This window comes from Peribacillus sp. YIM B13477, assembly GCF_042787955.1.
GTDB lineage: Bacteria > Bacillota > Bacilli > Bacillales > DSM-1321 > Peribacillus > Peribacillus frigoritolerans.
In genome coordinates, this window is the sequence record NZ_JBHZPD010000001.1 from 440,361 (window position 1) to 461,536 (window position 21,176).

The following is a 21,176-nucleotide window of genomic DNA, read 5'->3' on the forward strand; positions in this document are numbered from 1 at the left end:
GGGATTGCGGGTGCGAATTGTAGCATGCAATGGATTTGGGCTTGAAAAGGAAAAGTCAAATTCACCTGAGGACTTCTTTAATCGATCCGTTATACAATACATAAAGGATGGAGAAGAAAAGACGCTGAATGTACTGTATCTTCGCTATTTTGATGAGATGGTCACTCTTTGGACCCCATATCCCGCCAACCCCCTATTCAAAAGCCCTAACAGAGATATTTATATGGCTGACATCATCGCCATGGTCTGTCTACTCAAAGACCCGGGCCTGGTTAACCGAAAACGAATATATATAAATGCAGAAAAAGAGCTGGCTGGTTATTTCGAAAATATAGATTTTGAAAAATTGGAGAAAGTGTTTATATCTATTGACCAAGCTAAACCATATGATATAGAATCACATGTTGACTATTATATTCAATCTTAATCAATTTGAGGAGGGTTCACGGTTGGGGAATACATTGGTAAAATCTCAGCTTGAGGATGTAAAGGGCTTTTTGGAAACGACAGTGGCTCAACTGGAAGAATTTATAAATGAGACGACCTATTCTAAGCTGCAAGAAGAAAAAAGCGGGGATGAAACCTATTATAAAGGAATCCTATCAAGTTTAAGAAGAATGCTTGTAAGTTGTGAAGAAGGCTTGGAGGCTTGCCAAATCGTTCTGAAAAATGATGTTTTCAATAAAGCTGCAGCTGAAAAGACGCTTTATAGAGTTTATCATCAATGTATCGAAGAATACTTTTCCCCAAAATCAGATCGGTGGTTTGAGGACAGCAGATCTGCCTATACAGGAAAAAACTCGATTAAATTTCACCAAAGTGTACCTGACAGCATAATATCCATCCTGAAGGCCGTGGAAAGTGGATTCCAGACCATGCGTGAAGAATTGGAGTTTTATGAAACGGATTACCGGACGAAAATGTTGCAGTCAAGATAATGAAACAGCAAGGCTTAATAAGCCTTGCTGTTTTTTTTTAGCTATAAATGGAATCTCCGCTTAATCGATACATAAAATACTTTGATGATTTATGTGCATGGGAATAGGGGGAGGTTGCAAGATGTCTGAGGTAAGAGATTATGCTAAAGAGGTAAGTGATTGGGTTGATGGGGTGATGGAATATCTTGAGAAGATCGATATCACCGATTCGCCGTTGCTGTCAAATATTGAACGGCTTTCCGGGTTGGCAAAGAATATGGATGAGGAAGAAATGGATTATGAGGATATGGTCATGATTGAAGAAGAGATGGCTCGGGTCTACGAGGAAATTGAAGAACTCGCTAGAGAATTCAATATACAGGAAAGGCAATCAGTGCCGATTGGGAAGCATACGCTACCGCCGTTACCTTATGCCTATGAAGCGTTGGAACCGACAATCTCAAGGGAAATCATGTATCTGCACCATGATAAGCATCATCAAGCATATGTCGATGGTCTGAATAAAGCGGAAATGATGATGAAAAAAGCGAGAGAATCGAATGATTTTTCCTTGTTGAAACATTGGGAAAAGGAAGCAGCCTTTCATGGATCGGGCCATTATCTCCATACGCTGTTCTGGGAAGTGATGATTCCGGGAGGGGGCGGACAGCCAAGGGGGGATTTACTTAAACAGATTGAGAAGGATTTTGGAAGCTTTGCAGCTTTTAAAAGTCATTTTAGTGAGGCTGCCAAACAAGTAGAAGGTGTTGGCTGGGCGATATTAGTCTGGTCTCCGCGTGCGCGGCGGCTAGAAATACTTCAATCGGAATTGCACATGGTTTTGACCCAGTGGGATACGATCCCAATCCTTGTTCTTGATGTATGGGAACATGCTTATTACCTGCAATATAAAAATAATCGGGCAGGCTATGTGGACAAATGGTGGGACGTTGTAAACTGGCCGAAAATAGCCGTAAGGTTCACCGAAGCGAAAAAGCTTATTTGGAAAAAGCAATAACTGATAAAATATAGAAATGTCTTTGGAGAACCAATTACAACTAAACGGGCCGTCAAGGTTCGTTTTTTTTGATTGAAATTTCGAAACAAGAATTTTTTAGGGGAAATATGGGAAAGATATGAAGGAGACCTGAAAATTTTATTAGAAAGCGACTTATGATTCTCATTTGGATATTATAATTAGATTGAAAAGGAGAGGAAATAATCTCACGAAATAATGAGCATGTGTCTTATTTGTATCCTAGAAATAATATTGGAAATGTGTTGAAAATGCTAATTTAAAGTACTATGGGATTTTAAAAATAATTAATTTATATTAATATAAAAACTGTGACCAATTTGTGAACTTAAAAATTATTAAGGTATATTTATTGACTAGTTTCTATTTAATAATTATTATAAACAGGAGCAGATAAAAAAATAGCTATTGGAGGAATTTATTATGTCATTGATCAATAAACAAGTTGAAGATTTTAAAGTACAAGCTTACCATGCAGGAGAATTCAAAGAAGTTACACTTGAAGATGTTAAAGGGAAATGGGCAGTATTCTTTTTCTACCCAGCTGACTTCTCTTTCGTATGTCCAACTGAATTAGCCGATCTTCAAGATAACTATGAAACATTCAAGGAAATTGGTTGTGAAGTTTACTCAGTTTCAACAGATACTCATTTCAGCCACAAAGGATGGGCTGATGCTACAGATACAATCGGTAAAATCCAATATCCAATGTTAGCTGACCCAGCAAACGTTTTATCCCGTCAATTCGGTGTATTGATCGAAGAAGATGGATTGGCTCTACGTGGAACTTTCATTGTAAATCCAGAAGGACAAATTAAAGCATACGAAGTCAATGATTTAGGAATTGGCCGTAATGCCGAAGAACTTGTAAGAAAAGTTCAAGCTGCACAATTCGTAGCGGAACATGGAGATAAAGTTTGCCCTGCAAAATGGACTCCAGGTGAAGATACTCTTGAACCAAGCCTAGACCTTGTAGGTAAACTTTAATTTTTAATGGGAGGGTCCATTTCTACAGGTAATGGACATACCCAGCATTGATTACGATTACTGGACAAATCGTCCGACATGATACAATGACAAAAGGCACTTACCTAAAATAAGTGCCTTTTGTTTTTCAAAATAATCAGTTTAGCACGTTATAATCATTCAGCAAGGAGCACAAAAGATGAAAAAAAAATATGATTTATTAATTATTGGCGGCGGTCCTGCAGGCCTCTCAGCCGGTGTTTATGCAGGAAGAGCGAAGCTAAAGACGATAATTCTTGAAAAAGGCACTGGCGGCGGTCAAGCTGCAACTACGTCGGAAATAGCCAATTATCCTGGTATCCGTCATATATCGGGTCCTAGGTTAGTTGAAGAAATGAAGCTTCAAAACGAAGATTTTGGCGTTGAGTTCGCTAAAGCTGATGTAACGGGTGTGGATTTCTCCGGTGAGGTGAAAGTGGTTAAAACCCTTGGCGGGGACTACCATGCACGCGCCGTCATCATTGCAACGGGTGCTTCACCAAGAACGCTAGGATTTCCAGGTGAAGAGGAATTCACTGGCCGCGGTGTAGCTTATTGTTCAACATGTGATGGTGAATTCTTTGAAGGGTTGGAAGTTTTCGTTATCGGCGCAGGATATGCAGCCGCTGAAGAAGCGATATTCCTGACACGTTTTGCTACAAAAGTCACAATCATCGCCCGTGAATCAAGCTTCTCGTGTGCCCCGTCCATTGTTGATAAAGTAATGGCAAATGATAAGATTGAAGTGAAATTCAATACGGAAATCCTTGGGGTTCATGGAGACGGGATGATTCAAAGTGCACGTTTCATCAATAACGTTACCAAAGAAGAATTTGAATATAAGGCGAAGGAAGAAGACAATACATTTGGCGTATTCGTTTTCATAGGTTACGAACCGAAAACAGAGATATTCAAGGGCCATATTGAAATGGATGATGCTGGTTACATTTTAACCGATGATGATATGAAGACTAATGTGAATGGTGTCTATGCGGCGGGCGACCTAAGGCCAAAATCCTTGCGCCAGATTATCACAGCTGTATCCGATGGAGCGATTGCAGCAACGGATGCCGGCAAATATATTGAGGAAGAAAAAGATCGCCTGGGAATCAAGGATGAACCTGAAGTTGAAAAACCGGCGAAAAAAGAACAGGCAGCTGTCCCAGCAGGCAAGAGCGCTTTATTAAGTGATGCGTTACGTGGCCAATTAAAGGGAATCTTCGGCAAGATGGAGAGCGACGTTACTATGGTGTCCATTGTCGATGAAAGTTTGCCAAAATCAGTCGAATTGCGAGACTTCCTATTGGATGTTGCGGAATTAGGAGATAAGCTTCATCTTGAGTTATACAACAAAGGGGAAAATGCGGAAATCGAAGAAAAAATCAATGCGGATAAGTTCCCTGTCGTTGCCCTCATAAATTCAAATGGTGAATACAGTGGCGTCAAATTCCACGGTGTACCAGGCGGCCATGAGTTGAATTCCTTCATTTTGGCCATCTATAACCTGGCTGGACCTGGTCAAGCATTGGATTCAGCGGTATTGAATTCAATTAAGGGAATCAGTAAAAAAGCGAACATTAAGGTCATGGTTTCATTGGCATGTCACTACTGTCCAGACGTTGTTGTGGGTGCACAGCGCATAGCGATTGAAAACCCTAACGTTGAAGCTGAAATGGTCGATATAAGCAATTTCCAGGAAATCAAGAAGAAATATAAAGTCATGAGTGTGCCGGCCATGATCATCAATGATGAACAAGTGGTATTCGGAGCTAAGAAAATTGATGAAATCGCTGCACTATTAGTATAATAGAACACTAAATCGATAGGAGTCCCTATCGATTTTTTTTATGGGAATTCTCCCTTGAAAACAGTGGATATCATGAAGGTTTAGATTCTTTTATTCATAACCCTTGTCCCTTTGCATAAACTTGTACAAAAACAAGTAAAGAGACGAGGGGGCACTCATGCGTTTTCTATATAAAGGGTTATCGAGTATGTGTATCGTCATTCTCCTGTTGTCTTTCATGGCACCTGTACAAAGCGCCAATGCAAATGTATCCGTAAGTGCCCATAGCGCGATTTTAATGGATGAGGATAGCGGAAGGGTCATTTATGAAGTGAATGCTCATGAAAAGAATCGCATAGCAAGCATTACGAAAATAATGACGGCCATCTTGGCTATTGAATCGGGACAGATGGATGAGACAGTGAAGGTGAGCAGCAATGCCTTCGGGACGGAGGGATCTTCCCTTTACTTAAAAGTAGGAGAAAAAATTAAGCTCGAAGATTTGGTATATGGCTTGATGCTTCGTTCAGGTAATGATGCAGCAGTGGCAATCAGCGAAAAGGTTGGCGGAAGCCTGGATGGATTCGTCTGGATGATGAATCAAAAGGCTGAAGAAATAGGGATGAAAAATACCCACTTTTCAAATCCACATGGTTTGGATAATACGAAGAACCATTATTCAACCGCCTATGATATGGCCATTCTCACTCGTTATGCCATGCAAAATGAAACGTATGCGAAGATTGCCGGCACAAAGGAACACAGGGCACCTAATTCCACAGAACAATGGGATTATGTATGGAAGAACAAAAATCGCCTACTTACACAATTATATGAGTATTGCACAGGGGGGAAAACAGGGTATACGAAACTAGCAAAACGTACCTTGGTCACGACGGCAACAAAAAACGAGCATGACCTGATTGCTGTGACATTGAATGGTCCGGATGATTGGAATGATCATATTCACATGTACGAATCCGCCTTTAAGGATTATAAGCCAACAGAAATTTTACCCGCAGGCATGGTAGAAAACATGGAAAATAAAATATATAAAGGACATGTCTATATTAAAAATGATTTTTCATACCCACTGACAAACGAAGAGAGAGAATTGGTCAAAGTGAAAATGAAATTGTTGAAGCCCCAGAAGGCTTGGGATGATAAAAGGAAAATCCCGGAGGTTGTCGGCAGAGCATCCATCTATCTTGATGGGAAGAAAATAGGAACTCGGTCAATTTTTTATGGGGAAGCAAAAGAAAGCTTCAAGCAACAATCATTCCAATCTTCATGGGCTGAAGTATTTGAAGCGGTATTGGGAATCGGACGCAATGGTTAATTACATTTGGGTCGGGATGTTCGTGATCGGTATCGTCTTTGGCATGGTTAATGGAACGATGGATCAGGTGAATGAAGCTCTATTTGTCAGCGCAAAGGAAGCGGTCACCCTTTGCCTGGGACTGATGAGCATACTTGTCTTTTGGCTGGGTTTGATGAAAATAGCGGAGGAATCGGGGCTGTTAGATAAACTATCCAACTTGTTCAAGCCGTTCATGAGATGGCTATTCCCTGAAGTGCCTCCTAATCATCCCGCTATGGGGTATATACTTTCCAATATGATGGCAAACACATTCGGGTTGGGGAATGCAGCTACGCCTCTTGGTATAAAAGCCATGGAACAGCTTAAGAAACTAAATGGAGGAAAAGCAACGGTCAGCCGTTCGATGGTCACTTTTTTAGCAATCAATACCTCAAGCGTAACGTTGATTCCAACCACTGTCATTGCGATCCGCATGAACTACGATGCCCACTCCCCGACGGACATCGTATTTCCGACCATAATAGCAACGGCCATTTCTGCCGTTGGAGGAATCGCGATAGATCGATATTTTTATTACAGGAGAAAGAGGAGCGGGAGGGAATAGGATGTTGCACTGGATGACTACCATTTCAATTTGGATGATACCTGTTTTGATCCTCGGAATATTACTGTATGGCACATTGAAAAGAGTTCCCACCTATGAGACCTTCGTTGAGGGGGGGAAAGAAGGAATCAACATGTCCTTTTCCCTCATCCCTTTCCTGGTGGGGATGCTTGTGGCAATTTCGGTATTTAGGGCATCAGGGGCCTTGGATTTCATTGTACAATCACTAAATCCCTTGCTTTCCCTTCTTCATTTTCCGTCTGAGGTTTTACCCCTTGCGATTATTAGACCAATATCCGGAACAGCAGCTTTAGGAATCACCAGCGACCTGATATCGGTTTATGGACCGGATTCCTTTGTTGGCCGCTTGGCTGCCACGATTCAGGGAAGTACGGATACCACCTTCTATGTATTGACCGTTTATTTTGGAGCCGTCGGAATCAAAAAAATGGGTGATGCCCTTAAGGTCGGCCTTTTGGCAGACTTGATCGGAATCATAGCTGCCGTTATTGTCGTCACACTGGTTTTCGGTATGAATTAAAAGGTAGGGAAATGGACGATTCCATTTCTTTTTTTTTGTCTTTTTTCTTAAAAGCAGCCCTCCATTATTAAGGTGTATTCAAACTTTCATCAAAAGAAACATTTTTTTGTATGGAAAAATAAGCTATGTTACACTCATTATGGAAACCAACCCATTTAACCGTCCCATTATTGGTGTAATAATAAAAGAAAAGCTCTTAATCGCGAAAAACCTTTTGTTTTTGCCTCTCAATATGTAATAATTGTATGATTGTGTATGTATAGACAATAACAAACGAATGATTATACTATGGGGTGAAGATAGATGGAACGATTACAAAAGGTGATAGCACATGCTGGACTGGCTTCCCGCCGTAAAGCAGAAGAGTTGATTTTAGAAGGTAAGGTAAAAGTGAACGGAAAAGTAGTGAAGGAATTAGGTGTGAAAGTGGGGCCTAATGATAAGGTTGAGGTTAATGAAGTCCCGCTTGAAAAAGAAGCTCCGGTTTATTTCCTATTCTATAAACCGCGCGGCGTCATTTCGGCCGTTTCTGATGATAAGAACAGAAAAGTCGTAACGGACTTTTTCCCTTACATCAATGAACGGATTTATCCAGTTGGCCGCTTGGATTACGATACTTCGGGCTTGTTGATTTTAACCAATGACGGGGAATTTGCAAACACATTAATGCATCCGAAGCATGAAGTGGATAAAGTGTATGTGGCAAAAGTGAAAGGGATGCCTTTACGTGAAAGCTTGAAAAAGCTGGATAAGGGAATCAAGTTGGAGGATGGCAAGACTGCCCCGGCCAAGACAAGGGTATTGTCTACCGACAAGAAAAAGGAAACGGCCATAGTTGAAATCACAATACATGAAGGCAGGAATAGGCAAGTCCGCCGGATGTTCGAAGCAATTGGCCATCCCGTCATTAAATTGAAGAGGGAGCAATATGGTTTCTTGACCTTGGATGGTTTAACTGCAGGGGATTCCCGGGAGCTGACTCCACATGAAGTTAAATTAATGCGGACTTTAGCAACGACCGAGCCTAAACAGCGGAGAATGTAAGCTAGTATTTTTCCTGTATTGATAGGTTGAAACCACTACCCCATTCTTCCCCTGGAAGAAATGGGTGGTGGAAAACAACCTGTAAATACCTTTTCCTTCATGAATCGGGAAAGAATGTCACAAAACCTTCAGAAATGTAAATATAAAGGACATGGCGTTAAATGGTATAATGGTATGGTTAAATTTAGTGTGGCCTTAGGAGGATCTCTATGGATAAAAAGAAGCGACGCCTCATTAGCAGAACCATCATTCTCCTGCTTTTAGGTGCAGCTTTAGTGTTTGCCCTTTATACGAACTTCACTAAAGATAAGAATGAAAGCCTGAGAAAAGGATCCGAAGCACCCAATTTCGTCTTGACTGATATGGAAGGTAAAGAGCATAAACTTTCAGATTACAAGGGAAAAGGCGTCTTCCTGAACTTTTGGGGTACATATTGCAAGCCGTGTGAATATGAAATGCCTTATATGGAAAATCAATATAAAAACTTTAAAGACCAGGGCGTTGAGATATTGGCCGTTAACGTCGGGGAATCTGACTATGCTGTCAATAATTTCATTACAAAGCATGACCTTACATTTCCTGTCATGATCGATAAAGGTAGGGAAGTGGAAAATGCTTACCGCGTGGATATATTGCCTGTCTCCTTTTTGGTTGATAAAGAGGGGAAAGTGATAGATATCATCACCGGAGCTTTGACAGAAGAGAGCATCCAAAAGCATATGGAGAGAATTAAACCATAATATTGGGGAGTTTTTGACATGAAAGAAGTAAAATGCGATTGTGGTCATGTAAATCCGTTTGGCACAAAGATATGCGGGAAATGCGGAATGGTGCTTGGTAACGAAAAAGAGAACCAGCTTATTGATATGAGATATGAAGGAAGTGCCAGGCGTTCACAAACATATAAAAAAACGATCATCGATAAAATATGGAATTTCTTTTCTTCCGTTAAGGTCGGGGTGACGCTCATTGTCATTGCTTTGATCGCTTCAGCTATCGGGACGATTTTACCCCAGGAAATGTACATCCCTTCAACCGCGACGCCTGCAGAGCATTATGAACTGGAATATGGCTGGTTCGGAAGGGTGTATTATGAACTCGGGTTTCATAACTTGTATAGTTCATGGTGGTATTTGATTATCATAGGCATGCTGGGCATATCACTATTGATTGCCAGTATCGACCGGTTCTTTCCGTTATATCGATCGTTAAAAAAGCAAGGGGTCACACGTCATGACGGTTTCATGAAACGTCAGCGGATTTATGGGGTGACAAAGCTTGAAGAACAAGATATAAACCTTGAAGAAGTAAAGGATAGACTAAAAAGGCAGCGTTATCATATACGAGAGGAAAACGGTCATATACTTGCCGAAAAAGGTCGTTTTTCACGTTGGGGACCCTATGTCAATCATATTGGACTTATCATTTTCTTAATTGGAGCATTATTGCGTTCCGTCCCTGGGATGTATATCGACAAAGTACTTTGGCTGCGTGAAGGCGAGAGAAAAGAAATCCCGGGTACAAATGGTCAATACTATCTTCAGAATAATGAATTTACCTTAGAGGTGTATGACAAAGAGAGTGAAGAAGATAAGCAGTACAGTGCTGCAATTGATAAAACCGGTACGATCGCAAAAACATATCAATCCGATGTTACGCTCTATGAGCGCAAGGGAGAAACCTTACCAGGGGAAAAAGTGGACCTTGATAAGCTTAAAGATTATAAAATCAAAGTCAATGAACCTCTGAAACATGATCATTATGCCCTCTACCAAGTAGACTATAAATTGGATGAGCTCAGTACGATGGCTTTTAATTTGATAAATAAAAAAACCGAAGAGAAATATGGAAGCTTAAAGGTTGATTTGAACAACCCTCAAAAGGAATACGAGTTGAAAGAAGGATATTCCGTTGACTTGATCAGTTACTTCCCTGATTTCGAGTTCGATGAAAAAGGCGAACCTAGAACGATATCGAAGATTCCGAATAATCCAGCATTTATCTTTAAGATGCATACTCCGGATAAGCCAGAGGGTGAAGTCAGTTTCGTAGCGATTAAGGAGACTGTGGAGCCTTTAGGGGAAAACACTTATAAAATGGCTTTTAATGGTGTGGAAACCCAAGATGTCACGGCTTTGACCGTCAGGAAGGATTTAACGCTTTGGATCTTATTCACGGGTGGAATCATCTTCATGATCGGCGTTGTCCAAGGGTCTTATTGGAATCACCGGCGTATATGGATCAAGAGGAAAGATGATGAGATACTTTTGGCCGGCCATACAAACAAAAACTGGCACGGCATTAAAAGAGATATAAAACAAGCGATAGAATCAACATCACTTTCCGAACCATTGGATCAACTTGAAGAGGAGAAATCTTCTAGTAAGGGGGAAGTTTTAAATGGCTGAATTAAGCAGTAACCTTTTATATGCAGCTTTCATTTTATATCTGATCGCTACCTTTTTATTCGGGGGATCGATCAAGGATAAACGCGGTGCGGAGGAAAAGAAACAAAACAAATGGGCAAAACTGGGCATTTTCGTCACCATTATCGGGTTTGCGGCGCAAATTGGGTATTTCATCACTAGATGGATTGCTGCCGGCCATGCCCCAGTAAGTAACCTGTTTGAATTTACGACCTTTTTCGGAATGATGCTGGTCGGTGCTTTCATATTAATTTATTTTCTTTATAAAACACCTGCACTTGGGCTATTCGCTTTACCGATAGCATTATTGATAATCGCTTATGCAAGTATGTTCCCTACAGAAATTTCGCCACTCATCCCTGCTTTGCAGAGTGATTGGCTCCATATTCATGTAACGACTGCAGCGGCAGGACAGTCAATCCTTGCCATAAGTTTCGTTACTGCCATCATTTATTTAATCAAGTTCGTTGATCAGACACAATCAAGCAAAAGAACGTTCTGGCTTGAAGTCATCATGTTCACATTAGTCTGCACCATCGGTTTCGTCATCATCACTTCTTCTTTTGCTGCCATGGATTATAAGGCGAATTTTGATTGGGTCGATAAAAAAGGTGCCGAAGTCAAACAGGAATTCAACCTGCCGGCATTGGTAGGTCCCAATGAAGGGAAACTCATCGAGACGGATCGATTTGAACCGCTGGTGGACATGCCTGCACTGATCAATGCCAAGAAACTGAATACTGTTCTTTGGTCATTCGGCATGGGAATCGTCCTGTATGGTTTAATAAGGTTGATTGCTCGCAAAAGAGTGGCAGCTTTGATTAAACCGATCGTTAAAAATGTGAATTTGAATTTATTGGACGAGATTAGTTATCGTTCGGTCCTTATCGGTTTTCCGATCTTTACACTCGGTGCCCTCATTTTTGCAATGATCTGGGCCCAAGTGGCCTGGACACGATTCTGGGGCTGGGATCCGAAAGAGGTCTGGGCATTGGTTACTTGGTTGTTTTATGCGGCTTTCTTGCATCTGCGGATGTCAAAGGGGTGGCAAGGGGAAAAATCGGCTTGGCTTGCCGTCATCGGTTTTGCCATCATCATGTTTAACCTGATTTTCGTCAATCTTGTTATTGCTGGTTTGCATTCATATGCTTGATTCTGTATTGTAATGTTTAGATGAAGGGGGTCTTTTGATAGAAACGTCGAGAGTTGGCTTATCGATTTTTCTAGAGAATGATCCCTTTTTCTGTCAATCCCATTCAATGGGAATATTTCGATAAAATAGCAATTATCCATTCTTGATGGGCGGTCGGAGTCTTTTTTGTGACAAAATGGTGAAAGGTTCATGGAAGCCTTGTGAAATCGGCTCTTTATCGTACGATGTAAGGAAAAAGTATTAGTCATGGAAGTATTCATTTTGTAGAATATATCATAGGAGGCTGATTACATAATGTATAACGCTATTAAAATTCTCGTGGTGGATGATGAGGAAAGAATCCGCCGGCTGCTGAAGATGTATTTGGAAAGGGAAGAATACATAATCGATGAAGCTGAAAATGGAGATATGGCTTTAACAAAAGCCCTTGAAAATGATTATGATTTAATTTTATTGGATATTATGATGCCTGGGAAAGATGGAATCGAAGTTTGCCGTGAATTAAGGGAAAAGAAAACGACTCCAATTATCATGCTGACGGCTAAAGGGGAAGAAGTGAACCGTGTTCAAGGATTCGAAGTGGGGACCGATGATTATATCGTAAAGCCGTTCAGTCCCCGTGAAGTCGTGTTAAGGGTTAAAGCTTTATTGCGTCGCTCTTCAAGCACAGGTTACATGCAGACGGAAACGACGGCAAAAGATGTGATCGTCTTCTCGCATCTAACAATAGATAATGATGCCCACCGTGTACTTGCTGATAACAAAGAGGTTTCATTAACACCGAAAGAATATGAATTGTTATATTTCTTGGCGAAATCCCCAGATAAGGTTTTTGACCGGGAGCAATTGTTAAAAGAAGTATGGCACTATGAATTCTTTGGAGATCTTCGAACTGTAGACACGCATGTTAAACGCTTGCGTGAAAAATTAAACCGCATATCCGAAAACGCAGCCAAGATGATTGTGACCGTTTGGGGTGTAGGTTACAAGTTCGAAGTCATTAATGACTGATGCTATGGGGCAGTGTTGTAGGGAAGCTATGGGCAACGATTTTATTGCTCGTGTCGTTTGTATTAATTGTTTTAACCGTTCTGCTAGTCGAATTCTTTGAGAATTTCCAAATTGAAAATATTGAAAATGATTTAACCAAAACGGCTGAACAAATCATTAAGGTGACCAATGAACATCAGGGATCCAGCAATGAGGTATTACAAATAGCTTCGGAATTAATAGGCAATGAAACGAAAATGATCATTCTTAATGATGACAAAATGGTATTCTCATCCATCGGTGGAGATAATGAGTTTGAAATCACGCCGGAACTCATTAAAAATGACCCCGAATTGCTCAAGGTTTTTACGGAAAGAAAGACTGTAAAAAAGGAAATGGCGCTATCCGATGATGCGGGAAACGAGGGCTTATCCGCAATCGTGGTAGGCATTCCGCTTGAATTGAATGGGGAACAGGATGAAGTGTTCCTATTTCAATCGTTGGAGTCCATGGAAGAAACCACAAAATCCACTACACAGTTCATTTTATTGGCAGCAGGCATCGCCATTATTTTGACAACGATTTTTGCTTTCTTTTTATCTACAAGAATCAATGCTCCATTGGTGAAGATGAGGGAAGCAGCCCTAGCGATTGCCCGGGGGAAATTTGATACAAAGGTTCCAATACTGACTCAAGATGAAATCGGTGAGCTGGCCATAGCGTTTAATCAGATGAGAAAGCAGCTGAAATTCAATATGAATGCACTTAGTCAGGAAAAGGAACATCTCTCCAGCATTCTTAGCAGTATGGCAGATGGGGTCATCACCTTCAATAAAGACGGCACAATTCTTGAAACGAATCCGCCAGCGGAAAGGTTTCTCCAATCCTGGTATTTTGAAAAGGGCTATAACCGGGAAGATAATGTGAATGTCCCTTTGGTTTTGATGAATCTTTTTGATGAATCTGAGTCCTTCGATAAGGAACAAGTCGGTGAAATTACCTTGCAGGGCCGTAATTGGGGATTGATTGTCAGTCCGCTATATACAAATGGCGACAATATTCGGGGAGCGGTGGCCATCATAAGGGATATGAGTGATGAAAGACGTATGGACAAACTCAGGACTGATTTCATAGCGAATGTCTCCCATGAGTTAAGGACCCCGATTTCAATGTTGCAAGGATATAGTGAAGCGATTGTAGATGACATTGCGGGCAGTGAAGAGGAAAAGGTGGAAATGGCCCGCATCATCTATGATGAATCTTTGAGAATGGGACGTTTGGTCAATGATCTACTCGATCTAGCTAAATTGGAATCGGGTAAAATGAATCTTAGCTATGAATGTGTACCCGTTTCTCCATATTTAAAGAGGATTACAAGTAAGTTTTCTGGGCTGGCTAAAGAAAAAGGGATTACTATATCAGCCAGCATGCAAGACAATCAGATTCAATGGCATTTCGATCCGGACCGTATTGAACAGGTTTTGACCAATTTAATTGATAATGCGATTCGTCATACTCCCCCAGGCGGTAACATTGATGTCATTCAGAGGACAAGTGATCGAAGGGGACTGATCATTGATGTGAAGGACTCTGGATCTGGAATTCCCGAAGAAGATCTGCCTTTTGTATTCGAGAGGTTTTATAAAGCGGATAAAGCAAGGACCCGCGGCCGTTCGGGTACCGGATTGGGTTTGGCAATCGTAAAAAATATAATCAATGCCCATGATGGCTACATTTCGGTAAACAGTTTACCTAATAAAGGGACGACATTCAGTATCATTTTGCCTCGAATTATGGAAAACGCTGAATGAATGACAGGTAAATCGCCAGATAATCTTGTTTCATAAAGAACTGCGAAGACAAAGGCAATTGGATTTCTTTCCAACTTGTCTTTGTTTTTTTAGGAAACAAAATAAGAAGTACCTGATATGTGGAAATTAACGGAATTTTATAATAAGATTAAAGCCGAAGTATGTAACTTTTGTTTAGGATTGACGACTATATTTATGAACGGATGTGGGGAAATGATGGATTCCGTTTTCCACGATCTTTATGAAAAATATCATCAGGAAATATATCAATTCATTTTCTATATGACTAAAAATCGAGAAACCGCCGAAGATCTTGTTCAGGAGGTCTATATCCGGGTGATGAAGGCCTATGAACGCTTCGAAGGAAAAAGCAGTGAAAAAACGTGGATGTATTCGATTGCCAGAAATGTGACGATTGATCACTTTCGGAAACAAAAAGGTTGGAAAGACAAAATCTTTCCTAATTTTGATTGGGATAGGCAATTGCTAAAAGATGAAGAGCCCATTCCCGAGGAAGTGGCTATCAAGAACGATGAAATCCAAGATATTTACCTATGTTTAAACCGGTGTACCACGAATCAAAGATCCGTGATCATTTTACGATATATTCAGGGGTTGTCCATTACGGAAACTTCTGAAGTATTGAATTGGAGTGAAAGTAAGGTAAAAACGACCCAGCACCGAGCTTTGAAGGCCATTAAAAAGTTGATGGAAGATTTATCAGGAAAGGAGGGCCACCGCATTGAGGAGATCCCGTTGGAAAGAAAGCGAAATTGAAGACATGCTGCGCGAGCTTCCCACATTAAAAGATGACCGGACCAAGGCAGAGGTGTATGCGAGAATACATGATAAAAAGAAAAAGAAGAAGAAACACTGGATACCTCTATTCGCGGGTGTTGCCTCCTTATTCTTAATGGTTGTTTTGGCATCATCGTTCATTATTGAAAAAAAAGGAACGACAAGTCGAGAAGACAGCGGCAGCAGTGGGAAATTATCTCTATCTGAAAGTAAGGAAATGGAAGATCTTGAACGGAAGGATTCAAGTAACCAAGAAAAGCCCTCAGAAGATAACCAGGAAGCTCAAGAGTTTTCGAGTAACCAAGCGAAAATCGAATCCAAAGACAAGTTTTCAGAAATGGAACCGCGAAAAGGGGAAAAGGAAAAGACATTTGAACAAGCGATTTACCAGGATGACCTTAAAAATGCCTCGATCATTACGATGGGTGTCCCGGATGATCAAATGAATTTCATCGTTCCCATTTCAATTAAACTTAAACATCATGATGAAAGTGATACACTGAATCAGTTAGTTTATCAAATGTCCGATATTGATGAAGCGCAATATGGGCTATCTGACTATTTTCCGCTTGATATAAAGATTAGCCAAGGAAACGATATAAACACAGCACATATCGATTTTCCAGAAAAAAGCCAACTGTTGGCTGAAGATACACTTTTTCTCCATTCGATGGAAGAAACGCTTTCCTATAACAATATAGAGAAAATGACATTTTCCACAGAAGGTAAGCAAGGTGCCAGGTTTGCGCATGCGGGATATTTAAAGGAGGTGGATATACCTCATCAAAAAAAACGCACATACCTTCTCTATCAAAGGGATGAGTCCTCTCCAAGTTTCCTTGTTCCAAGCAATTTGGGTTATCGGGACTTTGAGGAGGCGCTTCAAGCCGGAAAAGGGGAGGCGGACATCGAGGGAATTTCACCTGCAATCCCCCATGGCCTGAAATGGGAAAGGATAAGCTCTAATGGAGATCTTGTGACCATTCACCTATCAGATCAAGCAGTTATTGAAAATAGTGAGGAAACACTTCAAGCTTTAGAAGCCATACTTTTCATAGCTAAGGATTTTGGTTTTGAAAAAGTGAAGTTTGAAAATGCTCCTATTGAAGAGGTGGGAAAGCTGAATTTAACGGAAGACATAATGGTGCCCGAAGCTCCGAACCAAGTGAATTGAATGCATTAACAGAAAAAAGTGCCCACGCTGCGGGCACTTTTTTCTTCTTATAATGAAATACGGGCCAAGAACGTAATTTCTTCTGTTTCCATTAAAAACTGTTTCATGTTGTCTTCTAATGGTAAATCGAAGCTCAAAACCATGATGGCTTCACCGCCAGCTTCTTTTCGGCCAACCTGCATGGTGGCGATATTCACTCCGTGATCACCCAGGACCTTACCTACGTTACCGATTACACCGGGTTTATCGGTATGCTGGATATAAAGTAAATTCGATTCTGGGTGAAAGTCGATTTTGAAACCATTCAAACTTACAATTCGAGAACCGTAATTTTCGATATAGGTCCCACTTATTGTTAATTCTCGGTTGTCACCTTTTACTTTAAGGCTGATCAAATTCGAGTAACCTAAAGAGTCCGTAGAGATTTTTTCACCAATGGTTATGCCACGCTCTTTTGCGATCAACAAGGCATTCACTTCATTGACTGATGCATCGACTCTTGATCTTAAAAAGCCGGAGATTAAACTTTTTGTAAGAATCGCGGTATCGAAATCCAAAGATTCTCCTGCATATGTAACGGAGATTTCCTGAATTCCTTCATTCATGCACTGGGAAGCAATCGATCCCATTTGCTGAACAAGTTGATGGAATGGCTGTACCTTTTCAAACACTTCTTTAGATATGGCTGGAAGGTTGATTGAACTTGAGACTGGATTTCCTTCGAAATAGGTCAAAACTTCTTGGGCAACCTGTACGGCGACATTCAATTGGGCTTCTTTCGTGGAAGCGCCTAGATGCGGTGTAGCAATGACGCTGTCCAGTTCCAGCAGTTTATGGCCAAGTGGAGGTTCTTCGACGAAAACGTCCAGTGCCGCCCCTGCAACATGCCCTTGAACTAACATTTCATATAAATCATCTTCGTCTAGAATTCCACCACGGGCGCAGTTCAGTACATAAACCCCTTTTTTACAGGTAAGCAGTTTTTCTTTATTAATTAATCCTCTAGTTTCATTCGTTAGTGGTGTATGAACAGTAATGATGTCTGCTTTAGGAAGCAATTCATCCAATGGCAGGGCCGTTACGGACATTTTCTTTGCACGATCTACAGTCAGGAACGGGTCATAGACAATGACATCCATGCCAAACACTTTAGCACGTTTGGCAATTTCCCCTCCGATGCGTCCAAAGCCAACTATGCCTAATGTTTTTCCACGAAGTTCAGTTCCCGTATATGAAGAACGTTTCCATTCCCCATTTTTCAATGAAGCATAAGCTTGCGGGATGTGGCGCATTAATGAAGCCATCATCGCGAATGTATGTTCAGCTGTTGAAATGGTGTTGCCGTCAGGTGCATTAACCACGACAATCCCGCGTTTTGTCGCTGCGGGGATGTCTATGTTATCAACACCGACACCAGCGCGTGCTATAATTTTCAACTGCGGCATACGGTTCATTAAATCTTCCGAAACCTTAGTTGCACTTCTCACAAGAATTGCATCGATCTGATCAAGTTCGTTTGAAGCTTCCTCTACGGTCTTCTGAATGAGCTGAATATTGGATGCCTCTGAAAGCGGTCCGAGTCCTTCTGGTTTAATGGCGTCTGCTACTAAAATCCGATACACGTCTAAACACCTTCCTAAGGGAAAAATTATCTTAAATTTCAGTTAATTTTACAATTGAAATGCTGATAATGTCAATTTGGCATATCTGAATGAAAGCGCTTAAACAAATGATTTTCATCTGATCATCCGTTTAATGTGGCGATATAAATGGCTTCGTCTCCTTTTGCGAAAAATTTTCGAATTGTCATATTGTAAAACCGCCATTTGTTTTAAGCGTTCACTGCGACAATCGATATTCATCCTACATGCATCAAATGAGAAAAAATGCTATCAAAAAAAAGGCATTTCAGATATAATGGGAAGTATAAAAAATTTTATAGGTCTATCTTCGGGGCGGGGCGCAATTCCCCACCGGCGGTGATGAAGGAAATTTTACTTCTAAGCCCGCGAGCCTTACAAGGCAGGATTTGGTGTGATTCCAAAGCCGACAGTATAGTCTGGATGGGAGAAGATGGAGGTTCCTTAGTGCGTTTCAACAGTTATTTGCTGAACGTTTGTTTGATGTAACCTTTAATTTATCCCTTTAATTCCATTGGAATTAAAGGTTTTTTATTGAACATCAACATATTTTGGAATCCTAACCTCTTTTTCAGGTAGATCGGAAAAGAAGGAGAGAGAACTATGAAAAAGAACAAAGTGAAAAAAATGGTCTCACTTGCCATGATGGGAAGCATTTCGTATTTATTGATGCTTTTAAATTTCCCGTTTCCGGGATTCCCGCCTTTTCTCAATGTTGATTTTAGCGACATACCAGCACTGATGGCGGCATTGATTTTCGGTCCGATGGCTGGAATTCTAGTCGAGTTCATTAAAAACCTATTGGATTTAGTCATGACAGGGACCTTGACTGCTGTGCCTGTGGGGCATATCGCTAACTTTATAGCCGGAATACTTTTTGTCTTGCCAACTTATTATGTATTTCAGAAAATCAATTCAAAAAAAGGAATGACGTTCGCCTTACTTGCGGGAACAGTTTCCATGGCAGTATTCATGAGCGTATTGAACTATTTTGTCTTTTTACCGGCTTATACCTTCTTTATGGGATGGGATGCCATGTCGGCGCCCGAGTCTAGAAAGTTCGTTACGACGGCAATCCTGCCTTTCAACGTTATTAAAGGCGTGCTCATCACATCTGTATTCATGTTGCTGTTCATTAAATTACAGACCTGGATCAATAAGCAAACATTATATAAAAATGCTTAAGGGCATTGACGATAGATATGAAAAAACAACCGGATATCCATATCCGGTTGTTTTTTCATGCCTGTTTTTTGATAGGGAAGATGTAATGCGACATTGGCCAAAAGAAAAAGCCATTCTCGATTGAAAATGGCTTGTACCTTTATTCGAATTTTAGTGCATCTCCGTCAAATGCCTCGTCAGCAACTTTGATGGAATCCGTTGGGCATCCTTCAAATGCATCCATCATGTCGTCTATAAGTACATCTGGAATTTCAACGATACCCTCGTTATCGTCAAGGGTAACAAATGCAATCCCTTCGTCATCATAATCATATATATCTGGTGCCGCTGCTCCGCAAGCTCCACAAGCTATGCATGTTTCTTTATCCACAATAGTAAATTTTGCCATGAATATAACCCCTCCTAAGTTGATTAACAACTGATAATCTTTTTATTTCAGATTATTATCTCTTTCTTATTGTAAGACCGAATGCCAAACTTTTCAATAGAAATTGTATTGATAATAACTATCATGTAGCTGAATGTCAACGAAAAACATCGAAATAATTGACTTGGACCTTTCCATGTTTCGTCATTTAGTCACATAATTTCCGTTGTATTCATCAATAATAACGGCGGTTTTTGCAGATTTTTGTTACAATGGGTTTATTGGTTAAATGAAACAAGGATGTGAGTCCCATGAATAATTATCTACAGGCCATCATTCTATATGCGATAAAAAAATTTCAAGGTGAGCGCTCCATTTATGCTATATACCATATGCTGCAGGGTAAGAAATCGTCACAAACCATCCAAGATGCCCACTTATTCGGGTTAACGGATATTTTTGGGACAATACCTCGATTTACCCGTCAGCAATTAAATAAAAACATTGAACATTCACTTAAGCATGGCTTAATTAATTTAACGGATAAATCGGATGCATATGAAATTAGTTTGCAAGGTGAACGAATGTTGGACGATTACTTTAAAAATAATCCTTTTCCGGAGTATTTAAATGGTTGGAAGTATCACAATATCACCCCTGTTTTCTGGGGAAGGTTAAACTTACTCATTCAAACCATATCCCATATTGTCCACAATGAAAGACGTTTTTATCCGATACAACGAAATCCCAAAATCCAATTCTTCGTAAAGGAATTTTTACATGCCAACCGTCAGGATCGAGCGTTGATTGCCCAACATCTATATGATGAACTGGTATCCCTTTTAGAAAATCAAAGTGATATGAAACGAGACATTTTCATTTTGAAATTGACCGGGATAAACAGGATTGGTCTTACGTTTGAACAGATTGCAAAAAGGAAAAATGCGGAAGAAGAGTATGTTCGCTATACATTCCTTGACTCATTGCATCAAATGCTTGCAGAAATGGAAACGGGTGGTGATTACCCTCTCTTATCCTCATTAACCAATGATTGGAAAAGAAGTGGTAATCCTCATTTGACACAATCTACAAAGACTACTTTACGATACATCCAGGAAGGGAAAAACCTCGGTGAAATAGCTGAAATCCGCAGATTGAAAGTCAACACCATCGAAGATCACCTCGTAGAAATTGTTTTATCGGAAAAAGATTTTCCGATTTCCGATTATGTGACGATCGAGGATGAGAGGGAAATTGCTGAAGCGATTGAGGAACTTGGTACAAAAAAGCTTAAAGCTATCAAGCAGATGGTCGATAATAAACAAATAAGCTTTTTCCAAATAAGACTTGTACTTGCGAAAATAGGTGAGAGATGATG

The 21,176-nt window shown here is 40.5% G+C and carries 20 protein-coding genes and 1 riboswitch; of the genes, 18 read left to right on the forward strand and 2 right to left on the reverse strand.

The features are described 5' to 3' along the window. Positions 1-10 precede the first annotated feature (10 nt). The 16 genes from ACFX4H_RS02215 (at position 11) to ACFX4H_RS02290 (ending at position 16,606) form a co-directional block, all read left to right on the forward strand. Positions 11-427 (forward strand): hypothetical protein, encoded by a 417-nt coding sequence (locus tag ACFX4H_RS02215; protein ID WP_034308118.1) that lies wholly within the window; start codon positions 11-13, stop codon positions 425-427. Positions 428-449: 22 nt separating this feature from the next. Further along, the gene (locus tag ACFX4H_RS02220) at positions 450-938 is read left to right on the forward strand and encodes a YpuI family protein (RefSeq protein WP_034308117.1); all 489 of its coding nucleotides are present in this window, start codon (positions 450-452) and stop codon (positions 936-938) included. A gap of 121 nt (positions 939-1,059) precedes the next feature. Continuing rightward, a complete protein-coding gene (locus ACFX4H_RS02225; protein WP_377433730.1) occupies positions 1,060-1,935 on the forward strand; it encodes a superoxide dismutase in 876 nt (291 codons plus the stop codon). 441 nt (positions 1,936-2,376) lie between these two features. Beyond that, complete coding sequence (ahpC, locus tag ACFX4H_RS02230) at positions 2,377-2,940, forward strand: alkyl hydroperoxide reductase subunit C (protein ID WP_034308115.1); 564 nt, start codon at positions 2,377-2,379, stop codon at positions 2,938-2,940. A gap of 178 nt (positions 2,941-3,118) precedes the next feature. Next, complete coding sequence (locus tag ACFX4H_RS02235) at positions 3,119-4,765, forward strand: FAD-dependent oxidoreductase (RefSeq protein WP_377433733.1); 1,647 nt, start codon at positions 3,119-3,121, stop codon at positions 4,763-4,765. Between the two features lie 157 nt (positions 4,766-4,922). Next, positions 4,923-6,083, forward strand: a complete 1,161-nt coding sequence (locus ACFX4H_RS02240) for a D-alanyl-D-alanine carboxypeptidase family protein (protein WP_034308112.1) — start codon at positions 4,923-4,925, stop codon at positions 6,081-6,083. Continuing rightward, positions 6,076-6,669, forward strand: a complete 594-nt coding sequence (locus ACFX4H_RS02245) for a nucleoside recognition domain-containing protein (RefSeq protein WP_034308110.1) — start codon at positions 6,076-6,078, stop codon at positions 6,667-6,669. Before ACFX4H_RS02240 ends, ACFX4H_RS02245 begins: the two co-directional genes overlap by 8 nt. A 13-nt stretch (positions 6,670-6,682) precedes the next feature. Continuing rightward, entirely contained in the window at positions 6,683-7,210 is a 528-nt protein-coding gene (locus ACFX4H_RS02250; protein WP_376708005.1) for a spore maturation protein, read from the forward strand. 303 nt (positions 7,211-7,513) lie between these two features. Continuing rightward, positions 7,514-8,254, forward strand: a complete 741-nt coding sequence (gene rluB / locus ACFX4H_RS02255; RefSeq protein ID WP_034308106.1) for a 23S rRNA pseudouridine(2605) synthase RluB — start codon at positions 7,514-7,516, stop codon at positions 8,252-8,254. Positions 8,255-8,463: 209 nt separating this feature from the next. Beyond that, the gene (gene resA, locus ACFX4H_RS02260; RefSeq protein ID WP_053535624.1) at positions 8,464-8,994 is read left to right on the forward strand and encodes a thiol-disulfide oxidoreductase ResA; all 531 of its coding nucleotides are present in this window, start codon (positions 8,464-8,466) and stop codon (positions 8,992-8,994) included. Positions 8,995-9,012: 18 nt separating this feature from the next. Continuing rightward, a complete protein-coding gene (gene resB / locus ACFX4H_RS02265; protein ID WP_377433736.1) occupies positions 9,013-10,662 on the forward strand; it encodes a cytochrome c biogenesis protein ResB in 1,650 nt (549 codons plus the stop codon). After that, complete coding sequence (gene ccsB, locus ACFX4H_RS02270; protein WP_377433739.1) at positions 10,655-11,833, forward strand: c-type cytochrome biogenesis protein CcsB; 1,179 nt, start codon at positions 10,655-10,657, stop codon at positions 11,831-11,833. Before resB ends, ccsB begins: the two co-directional genes overlap by 8 nt. A gap of 294 nt (positions 11,834-12,127) precedes the next feature. Then, a complete protein-coding gene (locus ACFX4H_RS02275; RefSeq protein ID WP_034308096.1) occupies positions 12,128-12,844 on the forward strand; it encodes a response regulator in 717 nt (238 codons plus the stop codon). Next, entirely contained in the window at positions 12,841-14,634 is a 1,794-nt protein-coding gene (locus ACFX4H_RS02280; protein ID WP_377434698.1) for an ATP-binding protein, read from the forward strand. The genes ACFX4H_RS02275 and ACFX4H_RS02280 overlap by 4 nt, the downstream gene beginning before the upstream one ends. A 216-nt stretch (positions 14,635-14,850) precedes the next feature. Next, positions 14,851-15,411: an RNA polymerase sigma factor SigX gene (gene sigX, locus ACFX4H_RS02285; RefSeq protein ID WP_034311299.1), complete on the forward strand. Its 561-nt coding sequence runs from the start codon at positions 14,851-14,853 to the stop codon at positions 15,409-15,411. Next, complete coding sequence (locus ACFX4H_RS02290; RefSeq protein ID WP_377433742.1) at positions 15,377-16,606, forward strand: hypothetical protein; 1,230 nt, start codon at positions 15,377-15,379, stop codon at positions 16,604-16,606. Before sigX ends, ACFX4H_RS02290 begins: the two co-directional genes overlap by 35 nt. Positions 16,607-16,653: 47 nt before the next feature. Here the strand turns inward: ACFX4H_RS02290 and serA are convergent, their stop codons facing one another. After that, on the reverse strand, positions 16,654-18,228 hold the full coding sequence (serA, locus tag ACFX4H_RS02295; RefSeq protein WP_057276271.1) for a phosphoglycerate dehydrogenase: 1,575 nt from the start codon (positions 18,226-18,228) through the stop codon (positions 16,654-16,656). A gap of 320 nt (positions 18,229-18,548) precedes the next feature. After that, a riboswitch (FMN riboswitch) is annotated at positions 18,549-18,685 on the forward strand. Between the two features lie 164 nt (positions 18,686-18,849). On the opposite strand from serA, the gene ACFX4H_RS02300 reads away from it, so the two are divergent. Further along, positions 18,850-19,431: an ECF transporter S component gene (locus ACFX4H_RS02300; RefSeq protein ID WP_034308089.1), complete on the forward strand. Its 582-nt coding sequence runs from the start codon at positions 18,850-18,852 to the stop codon at positions 19,429-19,431. Positions 19,432-19,570: 139 nt separating this feature from the next. Here the strand turns inward: ACFX4H_RS02300 and ACFX4H_RS02305 are convergent, their stop codons facing one another. Continuing rightward, positions 19,571-19,819: a ferredoxin gene (locus tag ACFX4H_RS02305; RefSeq protein ID WP_034308087.1), complete on the reverse strand. Its 249-nt coding sequence runs from the start codon at positions 19,817-19,819 to the stop codon at positions 19,571-19,573. Positions 19,820-20,109: 290 nt separating this feature from the next. Between ACFX4H_RS02305 and ACFX4H_RS02310 the strand changes: the two genes are divergently transcribed. Then, entirely contained in the window at positions 20,110-21,174 is a 1,065-nt protein-coding gene (locus tag ACFX4H_RS02310; protein WP_249597624.1) for a YpbB family protein, read from the forward strand. Positions 21,175-21,176: the final 2 nt, after the last annotated feature.

Bases quoted from the DNA above. Each gene is read 5' to 3' on its own strand.
- ACFX4H_RS02225 (WP_377433730.1), top strand. From the start codon at position 1,060: ATGTCTGAGGTAAGAGATTATGCTAAAGAGGTAAGTGATTGGGTTGAT.
- ahpC (WP_034308115.1), top strand. From the start codon at position 2,377: ATGTCATTGATCAATAAACAAGTTGAAGATTTTAAAGTACAAGCTTAC.
- ACFX4H_RS02235 (WP_377433733.1), top strand. From the start codon at position 3,119: ATGAAAAAAAAATATGATTTATTAATTATTGGCGGCGGTCCTGCAGGC.
- ACFX4H_RS02240 (WP_034308112.1), top strand. From the start codon at position 4,923: ATGCGTTTTCTATATAAAGGGTTATCGAGTATGTGTATCGTCATTCTC.
- ACFX4H_RS02245 (WP_034308110.1), top strand. From the start codon at position 6,076: ATGGTTAATTACATTTGGGTCGGGATGTTCGTGATCGGTATCGTCTTT.
- ACFX4H_RS02250 (WP_376708005.1), top strand. From the start codon at position 6,683: ATGACTACCATTTCAATTTGGATGATACCTGTTTTGATCCTCGGAATA.
- rluB (WP_034308106.1), top strand. From the start codon at position 7,514: ATGGAACGATTACAAAAGGTGATAGCACATGCTGGACTGGCTTCCCGC.
- resA (WP_053535624.1), top strand. From the start codon at position 8,464: ATGGATAAAAAGAAGCGACGCCTCATTAGCAGAACCATCATTCTCCTG.
- resB (WP_377433736.1), top strand. From the start codon at position 9,013: ATGAAAGAAGTAAAATGCGATTGTGGTCATGTAAATCCGTTTGGCACA.
- ccsB (WP_377433739.1), top strand. From the start codon at position 10,655: ATGGCTGAATTAAGCAGTAACCTTTTATATGCAGCTTTCATTTTATAT.
- ACFX4H_RS02275 (WP_034308096.1), top strand. From the start codon at position 12,128: ATGTATAACGCTATTAAAATTCTCGTGGTGGATGATGAGGAAAGAATC.
- sigX (WP_034311299.1), top strand. From the start codon at position 14,851: ATGGATTCCGTTTTCCACGATCTTTATGAAAAATATCATCAGGAAATA.
- ACFX4H_RS02300 (WP_034308089.1), top strand. From the start codon at position 18,850: ATGAAAAAGAACAAAGTGAAAAAAATGGTCTCACTTGCCATGATGGGA.
- ACFX4H_RS02305 (WP_034308087.1), bottom strand. From the start codon at position 19,819: ATGGCAAAATTTACTATTGTGGATAAAGAAACATGCATAGCTTGTGGA.
- ACFX4H_RS02310 (WP_249597624.1), top strand. From the start codon at position 20,110: ATGAATAATTATCTACAGGCCATCATTCTATATGCGATAAAAAAATTT.